This window comes from Desulfotruncus arcticus DSM 17038 (genome assembly GCF_900113335.1).
Taxonomy (GTDB): Bacteria; Bacillota; Desulfotomaculia; order Desulfotomaculales; family Desulfallaceae; genus Desulfotruncus; species Desulfotruncus arcticus.
In genome coordinates, this window is record NZ_FOOX01000015.1 from 66,594 (window position 1) to 84,011 (window position 17,418).

A 17,418-nucleotide genomic window follows, 5' to 3' on the forward strand; every position below is an offset into this window, starting at 1 on the left:
GTGTTCACTAAAAGAGTTGGCTAAAGATAGCGGGATGTCCTAGTGAAATAAGTAAATTTTAGAAAAATTCTGGTTCCGGTACTTGCCTCCTTTCTCAGAAGATATTATTTAATTGACAAGTTATATATAAATATAAATTTAATTAAAGATAAAATCAAGAAATTTGATCAATTTTCACTATAAATAACCATTTTTCTGCATTAAGGAATAAATCATCTGTGCAGCTTCGGCCCGGGTGATTTGTTTGTTAGGTTCCAGGTATCCTTTATTCGTTGTGGTGATCAGGCCGTTTTGTATGCATGCCAGAAGGTGCGGCCTGTTCCAATTATCAGCTGAATTGTAATCACTGGGGTAATATGCTTTTAGTGTTTGGGTGGCCTGGTCCTGGCTGACCAGGCTAAACCCGGCTGCGCGCGCCATAAACGCGCAGGCGTCTTCCCTGGTTAAAGGGTCATTAGGGTGGAAATACAGCTTTTCGTTGATTGTAAGGCTATTGGGAATCCATCCCTCTTTTAGAGCCGCCTCCAAATACTGCACATCAGAGACCCCCAGGTCTTGCATATCGCTAAAGATGTGGGTTTGCGCGACAGAGGCGGAAAACGGCAGCCTTAAACCTCTGCCCAGCATGCTGATAAATTCAATTCTGGTCACCGGCAGTTCTTTTTTACCTGATTTATCGGTCAATCCAAAATAATTATCGGGTACATAAGAACCGTCCGGATATTTTTCAAGTGGATTCATGACTCCTTTGGTCCATAAGGCCATAACATATGGCCTGGCCCATGACAGGTCCAATCCGCCTGTTTTATTCAATGAAAAATCATTGAAGTCGGAAATCACCCGTGCAACCAGGTAGTGCCCGAAGCCGAATTTGTTAAAAGGCACAGTAACACTATCGGCAGTATGATTATAACTGTTAATCTTCTGCATCATTTTTAATTGCAACAGGGAAGTCTGGTAATTAGGCGGTGCATATAGTACGGTAATCATATCGGTGTCGGCATTGCCGGTGGATGTGTCATACTTTAGAGTCAGTTCACCGGCGTTGGACAGGTAATAAGCAGACGACGCAGAATGAATCGAATACAGCGGGCTTAACGGCAAATAGTATGGTGCCAGGTTAGTTGGGGGGGTGTTGATTTGGATAGATACACTTTGGTCAAAGGCCGCCCTGCCCTGACTATCGATAACTGCGGTATCTTTGGGCAGTTTTAAGCCTATTGATTTGTCAAAAGCGGTTAACTTGGAACCGGGTGATTCAAAATAACGGAAAGAGCCGGATGCAGGGGTTTCCATTACCGTGATGGTTAAATCATCAGTTTCGGTATCGGAATCTTTATCCTTTTTACTGCTGCTGCGTTTCTCCACCTTGACCTTAATTGTATTTTCACCCGGCTTGAGCAGGTAGTCGCGAAACAGCCATAGTTCGGAATCGGTTGACCCTATTTGTATGGCCTCCTCGTTGTTAACTTCAACTGTTTTGGCCTTTTTCACGTTCACCTGGATATCCACCCTGTTGGTGTTGGCATAAGGACGCTGTGAATAGGTGGCGTTTTCATCGTTGGCGGGTTTCCAGTAAATATCCAGGGCCAGAGCCGGTGTAATAGCGGAACAGAAAAAAAATATCAGTAAAGCCGGGATTAATATGATTTTTTTTGAGGTCACTGTCATCGCTCCCATTCTGTAACACTTGTAATAGATATATTTGGATAGTGTTTTCACCCTTTCCTTCCTTATAACCAATAAAAAACAACAATTTTATAAAAAAGGCTTAACCAGCTGGAATTTACAGCCAGTTAAGCCTTTTAGCTACTGCATTTTACAAAGCTTCCTAAATTAAAGCTTCTTGCTATTGAACAACCAGTTCATAGATTTCATCCCAAAACATGTAAGCTTTAATATCCATACCCTTCCTTAGATTGCCCAAAGAATAAGTACTTCCGCTATTGGTATGAATGTATAAATGATTATTTAAATCATATCTCTTCCAGTTGTATCCTTTGTCAATATAAATGTGACTGTCGCCGCTGCTGCAATCTTCAGCTAGTGTACCGGCAACTTCTTCGGCAGTTCTGATCACTGTTCCGCTGCTGGCATTTTCCAGTACTTCCACTCTGTCGCCTACTTTTAAGTAAGAAATGTTGCCGTAAACTTTAGTTCCTATTTCTATCCGGTCACCGGATCTAAAAGATATAGTTCTGGTTCCGCCGTTGAACAAATTAATGGAGAAAATACTGCCGGTTGGATCGACAGCGGTAATTATGCCTCTTGCCGGGCTCAGGACTTCCACCTGGTCCAGATCGGTGCCGTAATAAGTGGCCTGCACCAGATCGCCTTCATTCACGTCATTTAAATTAGGATAAGTTATTCCCGGCACCACCAGGTCCACACCGTTTTCGACATATAACCGCTCGCTGTTGCCGTTTAGATCAACGGCTTCCAGCCTGCTGTAAGACTTTCTGACATTTTCCACCTGGTAAATATACTTTGACTGAAGGTTGATTTCGTCAACCTCGTCGTCATCAAGCATAATTTTAGCGTAGTCACCACGCCGGATATCTTCTAAATCACTGCGTTTGTCTTTGCTGTTGATATCAACGTTTTTCTGAATAAAGTAAGTCTTTTTGTCCCCGTTGATGTGTTGGAAATCCATAATCATACCATCTTTATCCAGGTTGGTGATTATGCCTTCGCTGGCGTTGTCGGTATTAATATAAATTATATCGCCGTCCAGCAGCCGGAATTTAACTTCCATATCCTGTTTGATATCACTGATGTCCGCATCATCGTCGCTGTTAACGATAATCCTGGCATTAGCCAAAATATCATATACCTTGATATTATTTAGGCGGTCTTTCAAGGTTATTATGTCGTTAGTACTGTCAACGGCCATCACGGTACCTCTTAACTCGTCTTGCGCTTCCCTGCCGGTTACATTAAGCGCAACAACATAACCGTCTTCAATCTCCGCGGTTACTGTGTCACCCTCTTTAATATCCGATAAAAACGCGCCGGCTGATATACCGGATATGTTAACATCGACGTTGGACGACAACCGGTAAATTTGCAGGCTGCCATGGACATTCAGGTTGATAATATTCTTGCTGGTGTCAATAATGATCACCTCGCCTGAAACATTTAAACTTGCAGCTTCCTTCAGCAGTTCAATTTCAGTAACCCTGTCGCCGTCAATTGTTACTTTTACCCTGTCGCCGTCCCGGATATCCTGCAGTGTGGGGAACCGGACCCCGTCCACCCGCACGCTTACATTATCATCAATCAGGTACGGCTTTAACTGGTTATTACTCATTTGAAGAGTCAGCAAACCGGTATCGAAGTCCAGATCGTAAACAACTCCCTCGTTGCCGGCTGCCGTGCCGCGTGACAGGACATTGATTTTGGATACATAACCTGCGGTGTCAAGGGTTACCTGCACATTGTCTCCTGGCTGCAGCACGCCGAGGCCCGAAGAATTTGAACCGATAACGGAAATCGACGTGTTGTCAGGCAGGTAATAGGTATTTATATTCTGCCAGCCATCAAGCAGGACCAATGCATTTTCCTCCGGGTAAACTTTGACGATTGTACCATTTACAACCGAGCCACCAATCAGGTTTCCCGTTGATTGTGATGGTGCCGGGGTGGTTATGGGATTCGGTGTGGTTACAGGGTCCGGTGTCGTTACAGTATTTGGCATCATATTCATAGCGCGGGCTAAAAAGCTCACCATTTCAGCCCTGCTGACATTATTATCAGGCCGGAAGGAATGGTCGTCGTAACCCGCAATCAGGTCGTAGTCCTGGGCCACTCTGACGTAATAAACGGCCCAGTCGGGAATTTTATAAGCATCGGTATAGTTGGGCAATAACAGCTTTTCTTCCGCTTCGCTTTCTTTGCCGATTACCCGCACCAGCAGTCTGGCCACCCAGGCCCTGGACGCACCGGAATTAACGCTGAACTCGTCGCTCTTCACCAGCCCGTGCTGCAGCGCCAGCCTGATATCGGATTCCATCCCCTCGGGAACGGTGAAAGTAAGCTGGGTCTGTGCGGTGTTGGCGTCGCTCTGCAGGTTCATGGCCCGCACCGCCATGCACACTGCTTCCGCCTGGTTGACTGTTTTGCCGGGTTTAAAAGTCCCGTCCGTATAACCGCCGACCACGCCCAATTCGCTCATTTTATCGATTGTTCCGGCTGCCCAGTGGCTTTCAGGCACATCGGAGAAAGCGGCCCAGGCAGCGCTGCTGATGGAAAAACACATCAAACACGCCGCCAAGAACATTAGCGTCCGTTTTATCAAGTTATAATTCATGAAAACATGTACACCCCCGCCAAAAAAATATTATTTTTATAATTCGACACAAGAGGCCCAAATCCTGCCATTAAACGAGATTAAAGACCTCGTTTTTTACTTGAATAATAAAAAACAGACCTTCTTGATGACATCCAAAAAGTTAACAAGTCAGCCAATTGACAACTTATAATAGAAAGAATAAACTTAACCTAGTGAACTATTAATTCTGCAAATAATAATTGTAGAACACCATTTTGACGTAACAAGGGGGGGGGAGGGAGAATGAAACGGAAGTGCAACAAGAATCAAAACAAGAATTGATTAACCGCTACTTTGACCGGTTGGATGAAATGGTGCAGCACTTTTTGCGCAGGATGCACCAGGAACTGACCGGCGCATTTGAAAGGGGGGTAACCCGCAATCAATTCGTAATGATGAAGATCGTTAACGACCACGGGCGGGTTACTGTTTCCAAAGTGGCTGAGGATCTGTATGTGTCTCTAAGCGCCATTACAGCTTTGGTGGACAGGCTGTGCCGGGCCGGGCTGGTGGTGCGCCACCGCTCTGAAGAGGACCGCCGGGTTGTGTGGCTTGAGCTGACGGAAGAGGGCCGGGAAGTGGTCCATGAATGCCTGGAAGCAAGGCGCAGGACCATCCAGCGCTATCTTGGACAGTTGGCTGAAGAAGACCTGTTACATATGATTAACGCTTACGAGAAGATAATTGATCTTATGCGTCAGGAAGATTCCAGGAAAGTTACAAAATAGCATATTCAGCCGGAGGCCGTAGGCGCGGACGATCCTGTCTCCCCGCCTGGAGAATAGTGCTGGATAGTTGCGAAAATTAAAAGATACACGCGCTAAAGGGGGTTGGCGATTATTAATCGCAAGGTCTTTATTGTATTAGCTTTCTGGTTAATTATCTTATCAGCACTTACCGGTTGTGGCGGCAAAGATAACCAAACCGCAGATGGAGAAAAAACGGTTATTCCCGTTCAAACAGCGGCTGCGGCAAAAGGTATGCTGGCGGATACAACTGTTGTTTCCGGCAAGCTTGAGGCCTTGGAATCATCGGATGTTGTTGCCGGTGGACAAGGTGGTAAAGTTTATTCCGTTAATGTGTCGCTGGGTGACAAGGTGAGCAAGGGACAGGTGCTTGTTACTCTGGAGAACGAAACCCAGGCTGCCGCCGTTCGTCAGGCGGAAGGAGGGGTGGCCCAAAATGAAGCCGCCCTGGAAGTTGCCAAAATAAATTACGAGCAGGCCAAAGCCAATTACGAGCGCGGCAAAGAATTATATGATTCCGACGTAATAGCGCAGGCCGGCCAGACAGGTTTTGAAACCACTTATGAGATACCTTACAAGCAGGCCAAGGTTGATTTAGAGCAAACAAAGCCTGCGGCGCTGGCTGCTGCCAGGGCTGCTTTAGCCAGTGCTCAGCAGCAGTATGACAACTGCTTTATTAAGTCACCCATCAACGGGGTGGTTACCGCTGTAAACGTTGATCCCGGCGAACTGGCCAGTCCATCAGCTAGTCCGGTAGTTTCGTTGGTTAACTTATCCAAGGTTGTGGTAAAATCAACCGTTACTGAAAACCAGATTAACACAATTAAACAGGGGCAAAAGGTTCCGGTGCTGGTCAGCGCGGTTTCCGCCGACCCCATCACCGGGGTTATCAGCAACATAGCTCTGGCGGCTGACCCGGCAAGCAAGGCTTATCCCATTAAAGTGCAAATCAATAATTCTGATTTAAAGCTAAAGCCCGGCATGTTTGCCGAAGTACAATTGACCGGTGAAAAGCAGAAAACCCTGGTTGTGCCCAGGGAGGCTGTGGTAAAAATAGACGGCAGGGATAATGTCTGGGTCATCAATGACAACAAAGCCGCCAGCCGCCCTGTTACGGTCGGCTCCAGCGACGGCAAGAGTATAGAAATAAAGGACGGGCTCAAAGAAGGCGAGCAGGTGGTTATTTCCGGCCAGGATTCCCTGCAAGACAATGCTGAAGTAGAAGTAAAGAAATAGGTGAAGCGAGCAAATGAAAATTACCGAATTCTCGATTAAGAGGCCGTTGTTTATTGCAGTGCTCGTTGCCGTTGTTATGATTCTGGGCGGCGTCTCTTTAAGCCGCCTTAATATCGACCTTTATCCTGAAATGAATCTGCCCGTGGCGATAGTTATGACCGACTACGAAGGAGCCGGACCCGAGGAAGTTGAAAACCTGATCACCCGCCCGATGGAATCGGTTTTGGGCACCGTCAGCGACCTGGATTCAATCCAGTCGGTTAGTTCTACCGGTTCTTCACTGGTAATTGTCATGTTCAACTGGGGTACCGACATGAACTTCGCTTCTCTGCAGATGAGGGAAAAGGTCGATTTAATTAAACCCATGCTGCCGGATGACGCCGGCAGCCCGACGGTTTTTAAAATGGACCCCAATATGCTGCCGATCATGCAAATGTCGGTATCCGGGCGTGATCCGGTAAAAGTTAAACAGGTTACGGATAATTATATTCAACCCAGATTGGAACGGGTTCCCGGCGTGGCCGCCGTTGATGTCCAGGGCGGGTCCCAGCGGGAAATCCAGGTGCTGGTGGATCAAGCCCGCCTGCAGGGGTACGGGTTTAGCATCAATCAAATCGTGCAGGCACTGCAAACAGAAAACGCGAACGTCTCCGGCGGCCAGGTGGAAGAAGGCAAAAAAGACCTGCTGGTCCGGGCCACCGGAGAGTTCGAAGATCTGGATGAAATCAGGAACCTGGTGTTAACGTCGTCCACGGGGGTTCAGGTTCACCTTTCGGACCTGGCGGAAGTAAAAGACGGCACCAAGGAAGCCACCCGCATCAGCCGGGTGAACGGCCAGCCCGGCCTGACCATCATGATCAACAAGCAGAGCGTGGCCAACACCGTGCAGGTGGCCAGAGACATTAAAAAGGCCATTGCGGCGATGCAGCCGGACTTGCCGGGTGATTTTGAAGTTAAAGTACTGTTGGATCAATCTGAATTCATCGAACAGGCAATTAACAGCGTGGTGGAAAAAATCTTTGTTGGCGGCATCCTGGCTATGCTGGTAATGCTGGTGTTCCTGCGCAATCTGCGGAGCACACTGATTATATCAACGTCAATTCCCATATCCATTATATTTACTTTTGTACTGCTTTATTTCAACCATATGACACTGAATGTGATTAGTCTGGGTGGTCTGGCCATGGGCGTGGGTCTGATTGTGGACGACGCCATTGTGGTTTTGGAAAACATCTACCGTCACAGGCAGCAGGGCTATTCTCTGGTGGACGCGGCTAAATTAGGCACCGCCGAGGTGGCCAGCCCGGTTATCGCATCAACGCTGACCACCATCGCAGTGTTTTTGCCTATCGTATTCGTGGAAGGGCTGGCTTCCCAGTTGTTTAAGCCTATGGCGCTTACCGTCTCGTTTTCCGTGGGCGCTTCGCTGGCGGTGGCCCTGACCCTGGTGCCGCTGCTGTCATCCAGATTCTTGAAACTGTCGGAGCCCAAAGAGACCACGCTAGCGGGGAGGATTTACGGAATTTCTGAAAAGTGGCTCGACCGTTTGTATGCCCGTTATCGGAAAATGCTGCAGTGGTCCCTCGGGCACAGGCGCTGGGTGATTATCGGCGTGGTGGCGCTCTTTATCGCCAGTATGGCTTCTTTCCCACTGGTAGGCGCCGAGTTCATGCCGACCATGGATGAAGGATACGTCAAAGTCCAGGTGGATTTGCCCAACGGCACCAATTTGGATGAAACCGACCGCTACATAACCGCGGTTGAAAAATTGGCTGAAAAAATACCGGAAGTTAGAAATATATACTCCAACGTGGGCTTTACCGGCAGCGAGAGCATGGGCGGCGAATCAAGCAGCGACCGTGGACAGGTATATTTTGAGCTGTCCGAGAAAGGCGAACGCAACAGATCCTCCGAAGCTGTGGCCGAGGAAATCAGGGGTTTGGTTAAGGGTATGCCCGGCGCGGATATTACTGTTTCCGCCACCGGCCCGGCTTCCGAAGGCCAGGGCACGGGCTCGGCCATACAAATCGATATTAAAGGTGACGACCTTGATACGTTAAAGCGACTGTCCGACGAGACTGCGGAAATAGTCAGGCAGGTGCCCGGCACCACACAGGTTACAACCAGTTTGGCGGAAGGTTTGCCGGAGATCAGTGTGCGGGTTAACCGTGATAAGGCCGCGCAGTACGGGCTTGGAGGCGCGGAAGTGGCCTCTACATTGCGCACCGCCATTGATGGCTCGGTGGCCACCCAGTACCGCACCGGAGAAGACGAGTTCGATATCCGGGTGCAGTTGGCCAATGCCGCCTCGGCCCGCCTGGCCGACCTGAAAAACCTTACGGTTATGTCGCAGACCGGCCAGACCGTACCCCTCGGCACGGTGGCCGATCTTGTGGAGCAGGAGGGACCGAGCACCATTAACAGGCAGGATCAGTCCAGGTATGTTTCCATTACCGGGGACCTCAGCGGTCGCGACCTGAACACCGTAACCAAAGACATCCGCGCCAGACTGGATAAGCTGCCTCTGCCGCCCGGATACTCCTTTGAATACGGCGGCCAGAACGAGGAAATGATGGAAGCGTTCGGCAACCTGGGACTGGCGTTGATACTGGCTGTCATTCTGGTTTACCTGGTGATGGTGGCGCAGTTTGAATCACTGCTATATCCCTTTATCATCATGTTCTCCGTTCCGGTTACCGTTATCGGTGTAATCTTTAGCCTACTGTTTACCGGCAGGTCTTTCAGTGTACCGGCTTTTATCGGAGTTATTTTGCTGGCGGGTATCGTGGTGAAAAACGCCATTGTGCTGGTGGACTACGTCAATGTTTTGCGCGGCAGGGGCATGGAACGCAATGAAGCCATTCTTAAAGCGGGTCCCACCCGTTTGCGGCCTATTTTGATGACCGCGCTGACGGCGATACTGGCCATGCTGCCTATGGCCATGGGCATCGGCGAAGGTTCCGAATCCCAGGCTCCGATGGCCACAGTAGTGGTGGGCGGCCTGCTGTTTTCAACACTGATAACCTTGCTGCTGGTGCCGGTTGTGTATACCATATTGGATGATCTGGGCAAGAAGTTTAAATTGAGAAAAAACAAAGGGCGCAATAAGAAAATGCCCAAGGAAGTGCCGACCGACACAGTAAGCTAAACCAATTATCAAGGGATTTATGTAGGGGCGGACGACCCTGTCCGCCCGTAACCGAATAGCAAGGGGTCTGACCCCGCAATCAGACCCACCACACAAAAAAAGGGGCGAAGCCTATGAAAAATAAAGTAACCATAATTATAGTCCTGGTATTGATGGTAGCCGCGCTTTGTGGCATTACCGGGTATTACTGGTATAACAACATCCATTTCGTGAGCACAGAAGATGCCAGGGTGGATGGAGACATCTATAAGGTTAGCCCGCAAATAGCAGGAGAGATATTGGAAATAAAAGCCGACGAAGGTGACGCTGTGCAGGCCGGGCAAATTATTGCCAGGATGGATGACACCGCCTTACCCAATGGAGGCAACACGGACCTTACCCTGGTCAAGTCGCCGGTAAGCGGCCTGGTAATCGCCAAATTGGCCCATGTCGGGGAAATTGGCGCGGCAGGACAGCCGGTGGCATGGGTAATTAAACCCGGTGAACTTTACATCACGGCGAATATAGAGGAAAACGACTTATATAAAGTAAAGATGGATCAGATGGTGGATATCGTCCTGGATAATCAGCCAGGTAAAAAATATACCGGAGAAGTGGATTTTATCGGCGAAGCCACTCTATCCACCTTCTCCCTGCTGCCGCAGTCCAACTCCAGCGGTAACTTTACCAAGGTGGTGCAGCGCATCCCGGTAAGAATTAAATTCGATAATACTTCTGATCTTTCCCGGGTGCTTTACGGCACCAACGCCGTGGTGAAAATCCATGTCAAGTAAGGGGAAAATTGGCGGCCCTCCGGACGGTAGTCCGGGCATGGGGCCCGGCGGACCACCAGCAGGACCTCCCGGTGGTAGACCGGGTATGGGTCCTGGCGGCCCCCCTGGTGGGCCACCCGGCGCACCGCCGCCGGGTTCGCCCATCCCCTGGGCTTCCGTGTTTATTTTAATTGCGGGCGGGTTTATGGCGATTCTGGACAGCAGCATTGTCAACGTGGCCCTGCCCAAACTCATGTCTATTTTTGGCGTGGGTGCGGAGAGCATCCAGTGGGTGATGACCGCCTACCTTCTGGTATCCGGGGTGGTCATCCCGGTGACGGGTTACCTGGGCGACAGGTTTGGCTACAAACGGTTGTATATCGCATCAATGATTGCCTTTACCATTGGTTCGGCTCTATGCGCCATGGCCTGGAGCAACAACTCGCTGGTGGCGTTCCGGGTATTGCAGGCAATAGGCGGCGGAATGATGATCCCGGTCAGCATGGCCATTATTTTCCGCATCGTACCCCGGGATAAACTGGGTATGGCCCTGGGCGTCTGGGGCATCACCGCCATGCTGGCGCCGGCCATCGGTCCGACTGCGGGCGGCTACTTGGTTGACAATTTCTCCTGGCATACCATATTCACCATCAACATACCCATTGGCGTTATAGTCAGCATTTTAGCCAGGTTAATATTAGAGGAAACCCCAATAGTGGCAGATCTTAAATTTGACCTGCCAGGTTTCATATTCAGCGGACTGGGCTGCTTCTTCCTGCTGTTGGCGCTGAGCGAAGGACAAGATAAGGGGTGGACTTCACAGTATATTGTCACATTATTTGTCAGCTCCTTTTTCCTGCTGCTGCTGTTTGTCATCTGGGAGATGCAAACGCCACAGCCAATGCTGGATGTTAAGCTGTTCCGCAACCCGGTTTTCGCCGCAAGCACCGTGGCTACGTCAATATTGACCATCGGCCTTTTTTCAGCTATATTCCTCATCCCCATATATGCCCAGAACCTCATGGGGTTGACGCCAATGCAAACGGGCTTGCTTTTAATGCCGATGGCGGCGATGAGCGGAATAATGATGCCCATCAGCGGTAAGTTATTTGACAAGATAGGCGCTTTTCCATTATGCGTTGTCGGAATGATCATATTAATTATAACTACTTATGAGATGCGTGTGGTTAATATAGACACCTCCCTTGAATGGTTAAAGTTGATGCTGATCATCAGGGCTGCAGGCATAGGTTTGATGATGATGCCCATCACCACCTCCGGGATGAATAGCATACCGCCGTTTCTATCCGGCCGGGCTTCGGCGATGAACAACCTGTTCCGCCAGATATCGGCATCGCTGGGCATTGCTTTCTTAACCTGGGTGATGCTGCAAAGACAGACTTATCACATGCAAATCATGAGTGACGTAATCGGCATTAACCACCCCGTGGCACCTGGTCTGCTGCACGGTGTCGGCGTGCAACTGGCTGCCGGCGGCATCTCCGGCGGGGACCATACCGCCGCTGCTTTAATGTCTCTTACCCTGCAACAACAATCCATGGCTGTGGCTATCGGGGATACTTTCTATGTCAGTACGATAATTGTTTTATTTGCCATACCGCTGATATTCCTGCTCACCAAAAAACGCGTGGAAGCGCAGCGGGTAATCGAAATGAAACGTTATGCGCCCAAAGGCGCGCCGGGAGGGGCCCCGAGCGGGGTTTAGCACTGCTTATGCTGCTCGTAAAATAAAACATGTGTGCGAAATAAGAGCAGGCTGCTTTTTAGAACTTTAAAAAAGCAGCCTGCTCTTATTTCGTATCTCAAAAGGCAGTTTTTCTTCTTGTTTCTGTATTAATATGGTAAAATGTTATCATAAAAACCTTAAATGATTACATTAAGATGAACATAATAACATTGTAGAAGGAAGTGTCGCGAATATGCTGACGCCCAGGCAGCTTGCCGTCTACCGTACCGGTTGGCGGGAGCATAAAAAACAAAAAGAACAACAGCTTATCAGGCGATACAGGCACGCCATGGAACGGGTCAGGCTGGCGGCTGCTCACCTGAAACAATACTATGGCTGTAAAGTTATTCTCTTTGGCTCATTGCTGCGGGAAGACAGATTTATGGAGCATTCAGACATTGATATCGCCGTTTCCGGCTTGAATAACCGGGAAAATTTCTGGAAGCTGTATTCCGAAGTGATGGATATTCTCGCGCCCTTTGACTTCGACCTGGTGGAACTGGAAAGGATCGACCCGGAAGTGCGGGAATACATCCAGAAAGAAGGAATGGAATTGTGACACCCAATCTGATTTTGCTGGAGGTTCGGGTACGCAAGGAACTTTTTAACCTGGAGAAACTGGTGGAAGAACTGAAAACAATAACCAGGATGCGCGAACTTAAGGTTAACAGCATGCGGGTAAGGGCTTGCGCTTCCATCTTACATGACTTTTACTCCGGAATTGAGAAAATATTTATTAATGTTGCCCGGGAAATTGACCAAACGGTGCCCAAAAGCGAGGGTTGGCACAGGGAACTTCTGGAACAAATGACTCTGGACATACCGGTTAAAAGACCTGCTGTTATTGGCCCTGAATTAGCAATGCAAATTCAGCAATATCTAAGCTTCAGGCATCGTTTTCGCAACCTTTATGGTTACGAGCTGGAATGGGGTAAGATGGAAGGACTAACCAGCAATATGGAGTCGACGTTGCAACAATTAAAGGACAGTGTGGAAAAATTTATGGAAGTACTTGCTCAAATTACGGAATAGTAAAAAACAAACCTCCTGTATCAGGCACCCTAAAATTCGATAAGTATCGCTATTCAAGAAAACATTCAAGAACACCTGCAACTGGTTGAGCGGGCGTTTTTTTTGTTTGTCCTCCCTCATTATTCTGGCTTAATAACTGAAGAATGCCATAAACACCAGGTTATTTTAAAGTTGCCTAAAATAAACTAACATAATTTCCCTCTTAAATGAAGGATATCAGGATATTTTGTTGAAATTTAAAATGTCTATAGGGAATAACACATTAACCGCCCTCTCTTGACATGCCCGGCACGGGCGTTGTATATAGGATAAAAGTCTCAAAAAGTGAATTTAGCAGTAACACAAAATAAAGTTTTTCCGAATAGGAGATCCGTTGAATGACTGCAAAAAGAAAAAAGGCCATTAAAGAATCCCCAAAGGGAAGAGAACAGGCCGGTAAACAAGAACTTGATGTCTTACACCAGATTGCTTTCTGGGGTTTAGCGCTGTTGCTGTTTTTTCCGCCATATTTCCAAGGGCTGTTCTTCGCCCCGGAGCAGGAAAAAGCTCTTATATTCGCCACCCTGGTGTTTTGGCTCACCTTTCTGTGGCGCTGGCTGCAAAACGATCACAAACTCCTGCGTAGCCCGCTGGACTGGTTTGCGTTAGCCTTGCCGGTGATTTACATAATATCGTCCTTCACGGCGGTCAATAAAGGTCTGGCCATCGACGAGGTAGTCAAGAATATACTTTACTTCCTAACTTACTGGTCTGTATCCCGCTTAGTCCGTAATGAAGAAGATATACATAAATTATTACATGTAATGTACATCAGTGCCATTGGCGTTGCCCTGGCCGGGCTGGCCACGGCGACGGAACTGATTCATATCAATGACGGGTTTAATGTTACTGAATATGGCGGTACTATTTCATCAACTTTTCAATACCATAACGCCCTGGCCGTTTACCTGGGGGCGGTGTTCTTTATTGGCATTCACCTGTGGCACCGCTCCAACGGCCGTGGGCGCGCGTTTCTGGCCGCGCCGCTTGGTGCCGGGCAAGCCATTGAATTAAAACTGGCGCGATTGAATCCCATGGGCTACCTCTACGCCTGCGGCAATTTCCTGTTACTGGCCGTGCTTATTGGCAGTAAGTCCAGGGCCGGGCTGCTGGTGTTCGGGCTGGTGTTTGTTATTTATTTAATTGGCGCGGGTAACGAAAGACGGCTCACCGCTTCGCTGGCAACAGGCTGCTTGGGTGCGGCTGCTTATGTTGTAATTGATAAGTTTATTCTCCTGGCCCAGAATAAGCAGCACGATCAGGCCTGGTTATGGATTGTGGGCGGTCTGGTACTGGCTTTGGCCTGGCAGTTGGCTTATAATTTGCTGAACCGATATGTGTTTGACCGGTGGGCCGGCGATGGTAAAAAATTTATCCTGACTTTTGCCGCCCTGGCTGTTATTGTTATAATAGCCGGTGGGATTTGGGCATCCGGGAAAACGCAAGTTTTTGAAAAAGTAACCAGCCCCGAATATTTGGAAAATGCTTTTCAGCGTGTATATTACATGGGCAGCGCTGCGGAAATGATCAAGGAACGACCACTGCTGGGCTGGGGCGGCGGCGGCTGGAAAGAAGCCTACGAGGCCTATTTGAGTTACCGTTACACCACCAGGGAAGTACATAGCTACTATTTCCAAGTGGGAGTGGAAACGGCTATTCCCGGGGTTATAATTGTGTTTGGTATCTGGCTGTCCTTCCTGGTGTTGGCTTGCCGGCTGTTCTTAACCAACAAAATGAACGATACGCACCGGCAGCTGGTGTGGTTGTTTGCAGTTGTCTTTCTCATGATCGCCGGCCATGCCCTGATCGACTTTGATCTTTCACTTTCTGCCATTACCATTGGATTATGGAGTATTATGGGTATGACCTTGGGTTTGCTGCGGCTGGACAAAGCAGAGGAGCCGCGGCGCGCGAAACAAGCCACCTTTAATTATGCTCCCGTTGCAGCGGTAACGACGGTAATGCTGATCGTGATCCTGATATGTGCCGGTCTTCTAAATGCTTCCAAACTATATAACCAGGGAATGTATTATTTAAGAGCAAATAACGCTGCCGGGGGAATTGAAAGCCTGGAAAAAGCCACTGGTTACAATCCGTTTAATGCGGATTACCGGGTTATCTTGTCCCAGGTCTACAGCGGTTTGGGGAAAAGCGATGACGCCATGGCTGAAGCCAGGGCGGCGGTTGACCTGAGTCCATACAGTTTTGCGGTGCGCAATAACCTGGTGAAAGTAGCCATAGCAAGCGGCAAAAACGAGCTGGCTGTCGGAGAAATTAAAAACACTCTTTCACAGGCGCCTAATAACATAGAAGTTTACGAAGCATATGCCCAAAATTATGTTAACCTGGGCGTTAAAGAGTTGATTTCTGGTAAAAAGGATGCTGCACGGGAGCATTTTAACAAAGTCGCCGGTGTTGTTAAACTAGTCAATGAACAGGCAGCGTCACTGAATGGGAAGGATATTGCCATGTGGCAGGGGCCAAAGCTGGCGGTAAATGACAATATCCAGCTCGCCTTGGGGCAGGCCGGCTATTTCCTGGGCAACCAGCCCGAAGCGCAAAAATACTTGCAACAGGCAGCAAAGTCGGGCAAGAAAGAAATAAAGGGGCAAGCCTTGTTGTGGCAAGCATTATTGAATGAGAAAAACGGCCGGGCCGAACAAGCCCAAAAAATGCTGGATGAAGCGAACAAAATTGCCCCGGAATATGACCAGCAATACCAGTCTTTAAAGGAAATTCCGGTTTTATAAAAGTAATTCATTACAGAACAGCAATTAAAGATTACCACTTGAAGGGCTTGTGGTTCCATGAGTTATAACCAGAGATTAAAAACTTTAAATACATCTTTAAATACGTCGCCTCCCGGTATTATGGAGGGGTCTTGTACACTCACTGAACATAACTTTTCTTTAAATTTACCAAAGATATATAATAGCAAATTACAGTGGTTGGCTGTTCCATTGCTTCTTTTAAATGATATACTGGCTTTCTATTTAAGTATTTTAATAGCATTTGCGATTAGGGCTTTTTTATTGCCCGCTGTAATAAAAACTTTTCCTGAAATATTTTTAAGTGTTATTTTTCATGTTTTATGGTGGGTACCTCTACTTGGGTGCATTTTTTTCATTTTCGAAAAATCATACACCAAGCGCCTTTCCTTCTGGCAGGAAGCCGGGCAGCTAGTAAAAACAACCACACTGGCTTTTTTGGTAGTCGTATGTATAGTGTTTTTAGCCAAGTTGGGGGACACGACCTCCCGTACCCTGGTGATGCTGGCCTGGGCTATCAGTTTATTTGTTGTGCCAACTTTACGGTACCTGGGCAAGTTAGTGCTGGTAAAACTGCATATCTGGGAAAAGCCTGTTATTATCGTAGGTACCGGGGAAACGGGGAAGCTTATTGCCAATACTTTTAACCGTGAACCTACCATTGGCTATAAACCGGTTGGATTTTTGGGTGATGGCAAAGCCGAGCAATTGCACCGGCCCGCACTGGTTTCAGGAAAAGAAGTTCCGGTACTGGGCAGTTTTGATGAGGCAGAAGCCATAATGGAGCGCAGCGGTATTCGCGATATTATTGTGGCCGTTCCAGGTATGGAGTCAAAAAAACTGGTCCAACTGGTTAACCGGTTACAGCGCAAGGCCCATAAACTATTGGTGGTGCCGGATCTTTTCGGTATGCCCATGGAAGGGGTTGACGTGCAGTACCTGTTCAACGAACGCACCCTGGTGCTCGGTATTAAAAACAACTTAAATGATAAAGTAAACATTGTTATTAAGAGAGCCTTTGACTTATTGGCGGGGTTGTTGATTCTTACAGGTTTATTACCGTTTATGCTTTTAATTGCCATCCTGATTAAAGTGGAATCCAAAGGCCCGGTTATTTTTGCGCACCGCCGTTTAGGGAAAGATGGTGTTGAATTTAACTGTTTAAAATTTCGAACCATGGTAAGTAATGCACAACAGGTTTTGGAGGAATTATTGGAAAATGATCAAGAAGCCTATGAAGAATGGAACAGAGATTTTAAATTAAAAAATGACCCCAGGGTTACTCGTATAGGTAATTTTCTGCGCAAAACAAGCCTGGACGAATTACCTCAGATAATTAACGTGCTAAAAGGAGAAATGAGCCTTGTTGGGCCCAGGCCGATAGTTCAGGATGAAATAATCAAATATGGTCCAATGATTGATAACTATTACCAGGTGCCGCCTGGAATTACAGGTTTATGGCAGGTTAACGGAAGAAGTGACGTGGACTACAAAACAAGGGTGCAAATTGATACCTGGTATATACGCAATTGGTCATTATGGCTGGATATAACTTTACTCATACGTACCATCAGCGTTGTTTTTGCCTGCAAGGGTGCTTATTAAAGACAAACTGAAAGA

Annotated in this window: 11 protein-coding genes; 9 read left to right on the forward strand and 2 right to left on the reverse strand. The window is 48.0% G+C overall.

Annotated elements, in window-relative coordinates; translation table 11 throughout:
• Positions 1–177 precede the first annotated feature (177 nt).
• Together BM056_RS18240 and BM056_RS18245 are read right to left on the reverse strand one after the other, a co-directional pair.
• Complete coding sequence (locus BM056_RS18240; RefSeq protein ID WP_165613599.1) at positions 178–1,665, reverse strand: S-layer homology domain-containing protein; 1,488 nt, start codon at positions 1,663–1,665, stop codon at positions 178–180.
• A gap of 184 nt (positions 1,666–1,849) precedes the next feature.
• Complete coding sequence (locus BM056_RS18245) at positions 1,850–4,297, reverse strand: S-layer homology domain-containing protein (RefSeq protein ID WP_165613600.1); 2,448 nt, start codon at positions 4,295–4,297, stop codon at positions 1,850–1,852.
• Between the two features lie 287 nt (positions 4,298–4,584).
• Here BM056_RS18245 and BM056_RS18250 point away from each other — a divergent pair, with 287 nt between their 5' ends.
• From BM056_RS18250 to wbaP, 9 genes are all read left to right on the forward strand, one after another.
• Positions 4,585–5,058, forward strand: coding sequence for a MarR family winged helix-turn-helix transcriptional regulator (locus BM056_RS18250; protein ID WP_092473110.1), 474 nt, complete (start codon positions 4,585–4,587; stop codon positions 5,056–5,058).
• Between the two features lie 102 nt (positions 5,059–5,160).
• Positions 5,161–6,312, forward strand: a complete 1,152-nt coding sequence (locus BM056_RS18255; protein ID WP_092473112.1) for an efflux RND transporter periplasmic adaptor subunit — start codon at positions 5,161–5,163, stop codon at positions 6,310–6,312.
• A gap of 13 nt (positions 6,313–6,325) precedes the next feature.
• Positions 6,326–9,460 (forward strand): efflux RND transporter permease subunit, encoded by a 3,135-nt coding sequence (locus tag BM056_RS18260; RefSeq protein WP_092473114.1) that lies wholly within the window; start codon positions 6,326–6,328, stop codon positions 9,458–9,460.
• A 113-nt stretch (positions 9,461–9,573) separates the two neighbouring features.
• Entirely contained in the window at positions 9,574–10,233 is a 660-nt protein-coding gene (locus tag BM056_RS18265; protein WP_092473116.1) for an HlyD family secretion protein, read from the forward strand.
• Positions 10,223–11,938, forward strand: a complete 1,716-nt coding sequence (locus BM056_RS18270) for a DHA2 family efflux MFS transporter permease subunit (protein ID WP_092473118.1) — start codon at positions 10,223–10,225, stop codon at positions 11,936–11,938. The genes BM056_RS18265 and BM056_RS18270 overlap by 11 nt, the downstream gene beginning before the upstream one ends.
• A gap of 214 nt (positions 11,939–12,152) precedes the next feature.
• Complete coding sequence (locus BM056_RS18275; protein ID WP_092473121.1) at positions 12,153–12,518, forward strand: nucleotidyltransferase family protein; 366 nt, start codon at positions 12,153–12,155, stop codon at positions 12,516–12,518.
• A complete protein-coding gene (locus BM056_RS18280; RefSeq protein WP_092473123.1) occupies positions 12,515–12,991 on the forward strand; it encodes a ribonuclease toxin HepT-like protein in 477 nt (158 codons plus the stop codon). The genes BM056_RS18275 and BM056_RS18280 overlap by 4 nt, the downstream gene beginning before the upstream one ends.
• A 377-nt stretch (positions 12,992–13,368) precedes the next feature.
• Positions 13,369–15,780, forward strand: coding sequence for an O-antigen ligase family protein (locus BM056_RS18285; protein WP_092473125.1), 2,412 nt, complete (start codon positions 13,369–13,371; stop codon positions 15,778–15,780).
• Between the two features lie 120 nt (positions 15,781–15,900).
• Positions 15,901–17,403, forward strand: a complete 1,503-nt coding sequence (wbaP, locus tag BM056_RS18290) for an undecaprenyl-phosphate galactose phosphotransferase WbaP (protein WP_238456546.1) — start codon at positions 15,901–15,903, stop codon at positions 17,401–17,403.
• Positions 17,404–17,418: the final 15 nt, after the last annotated feature.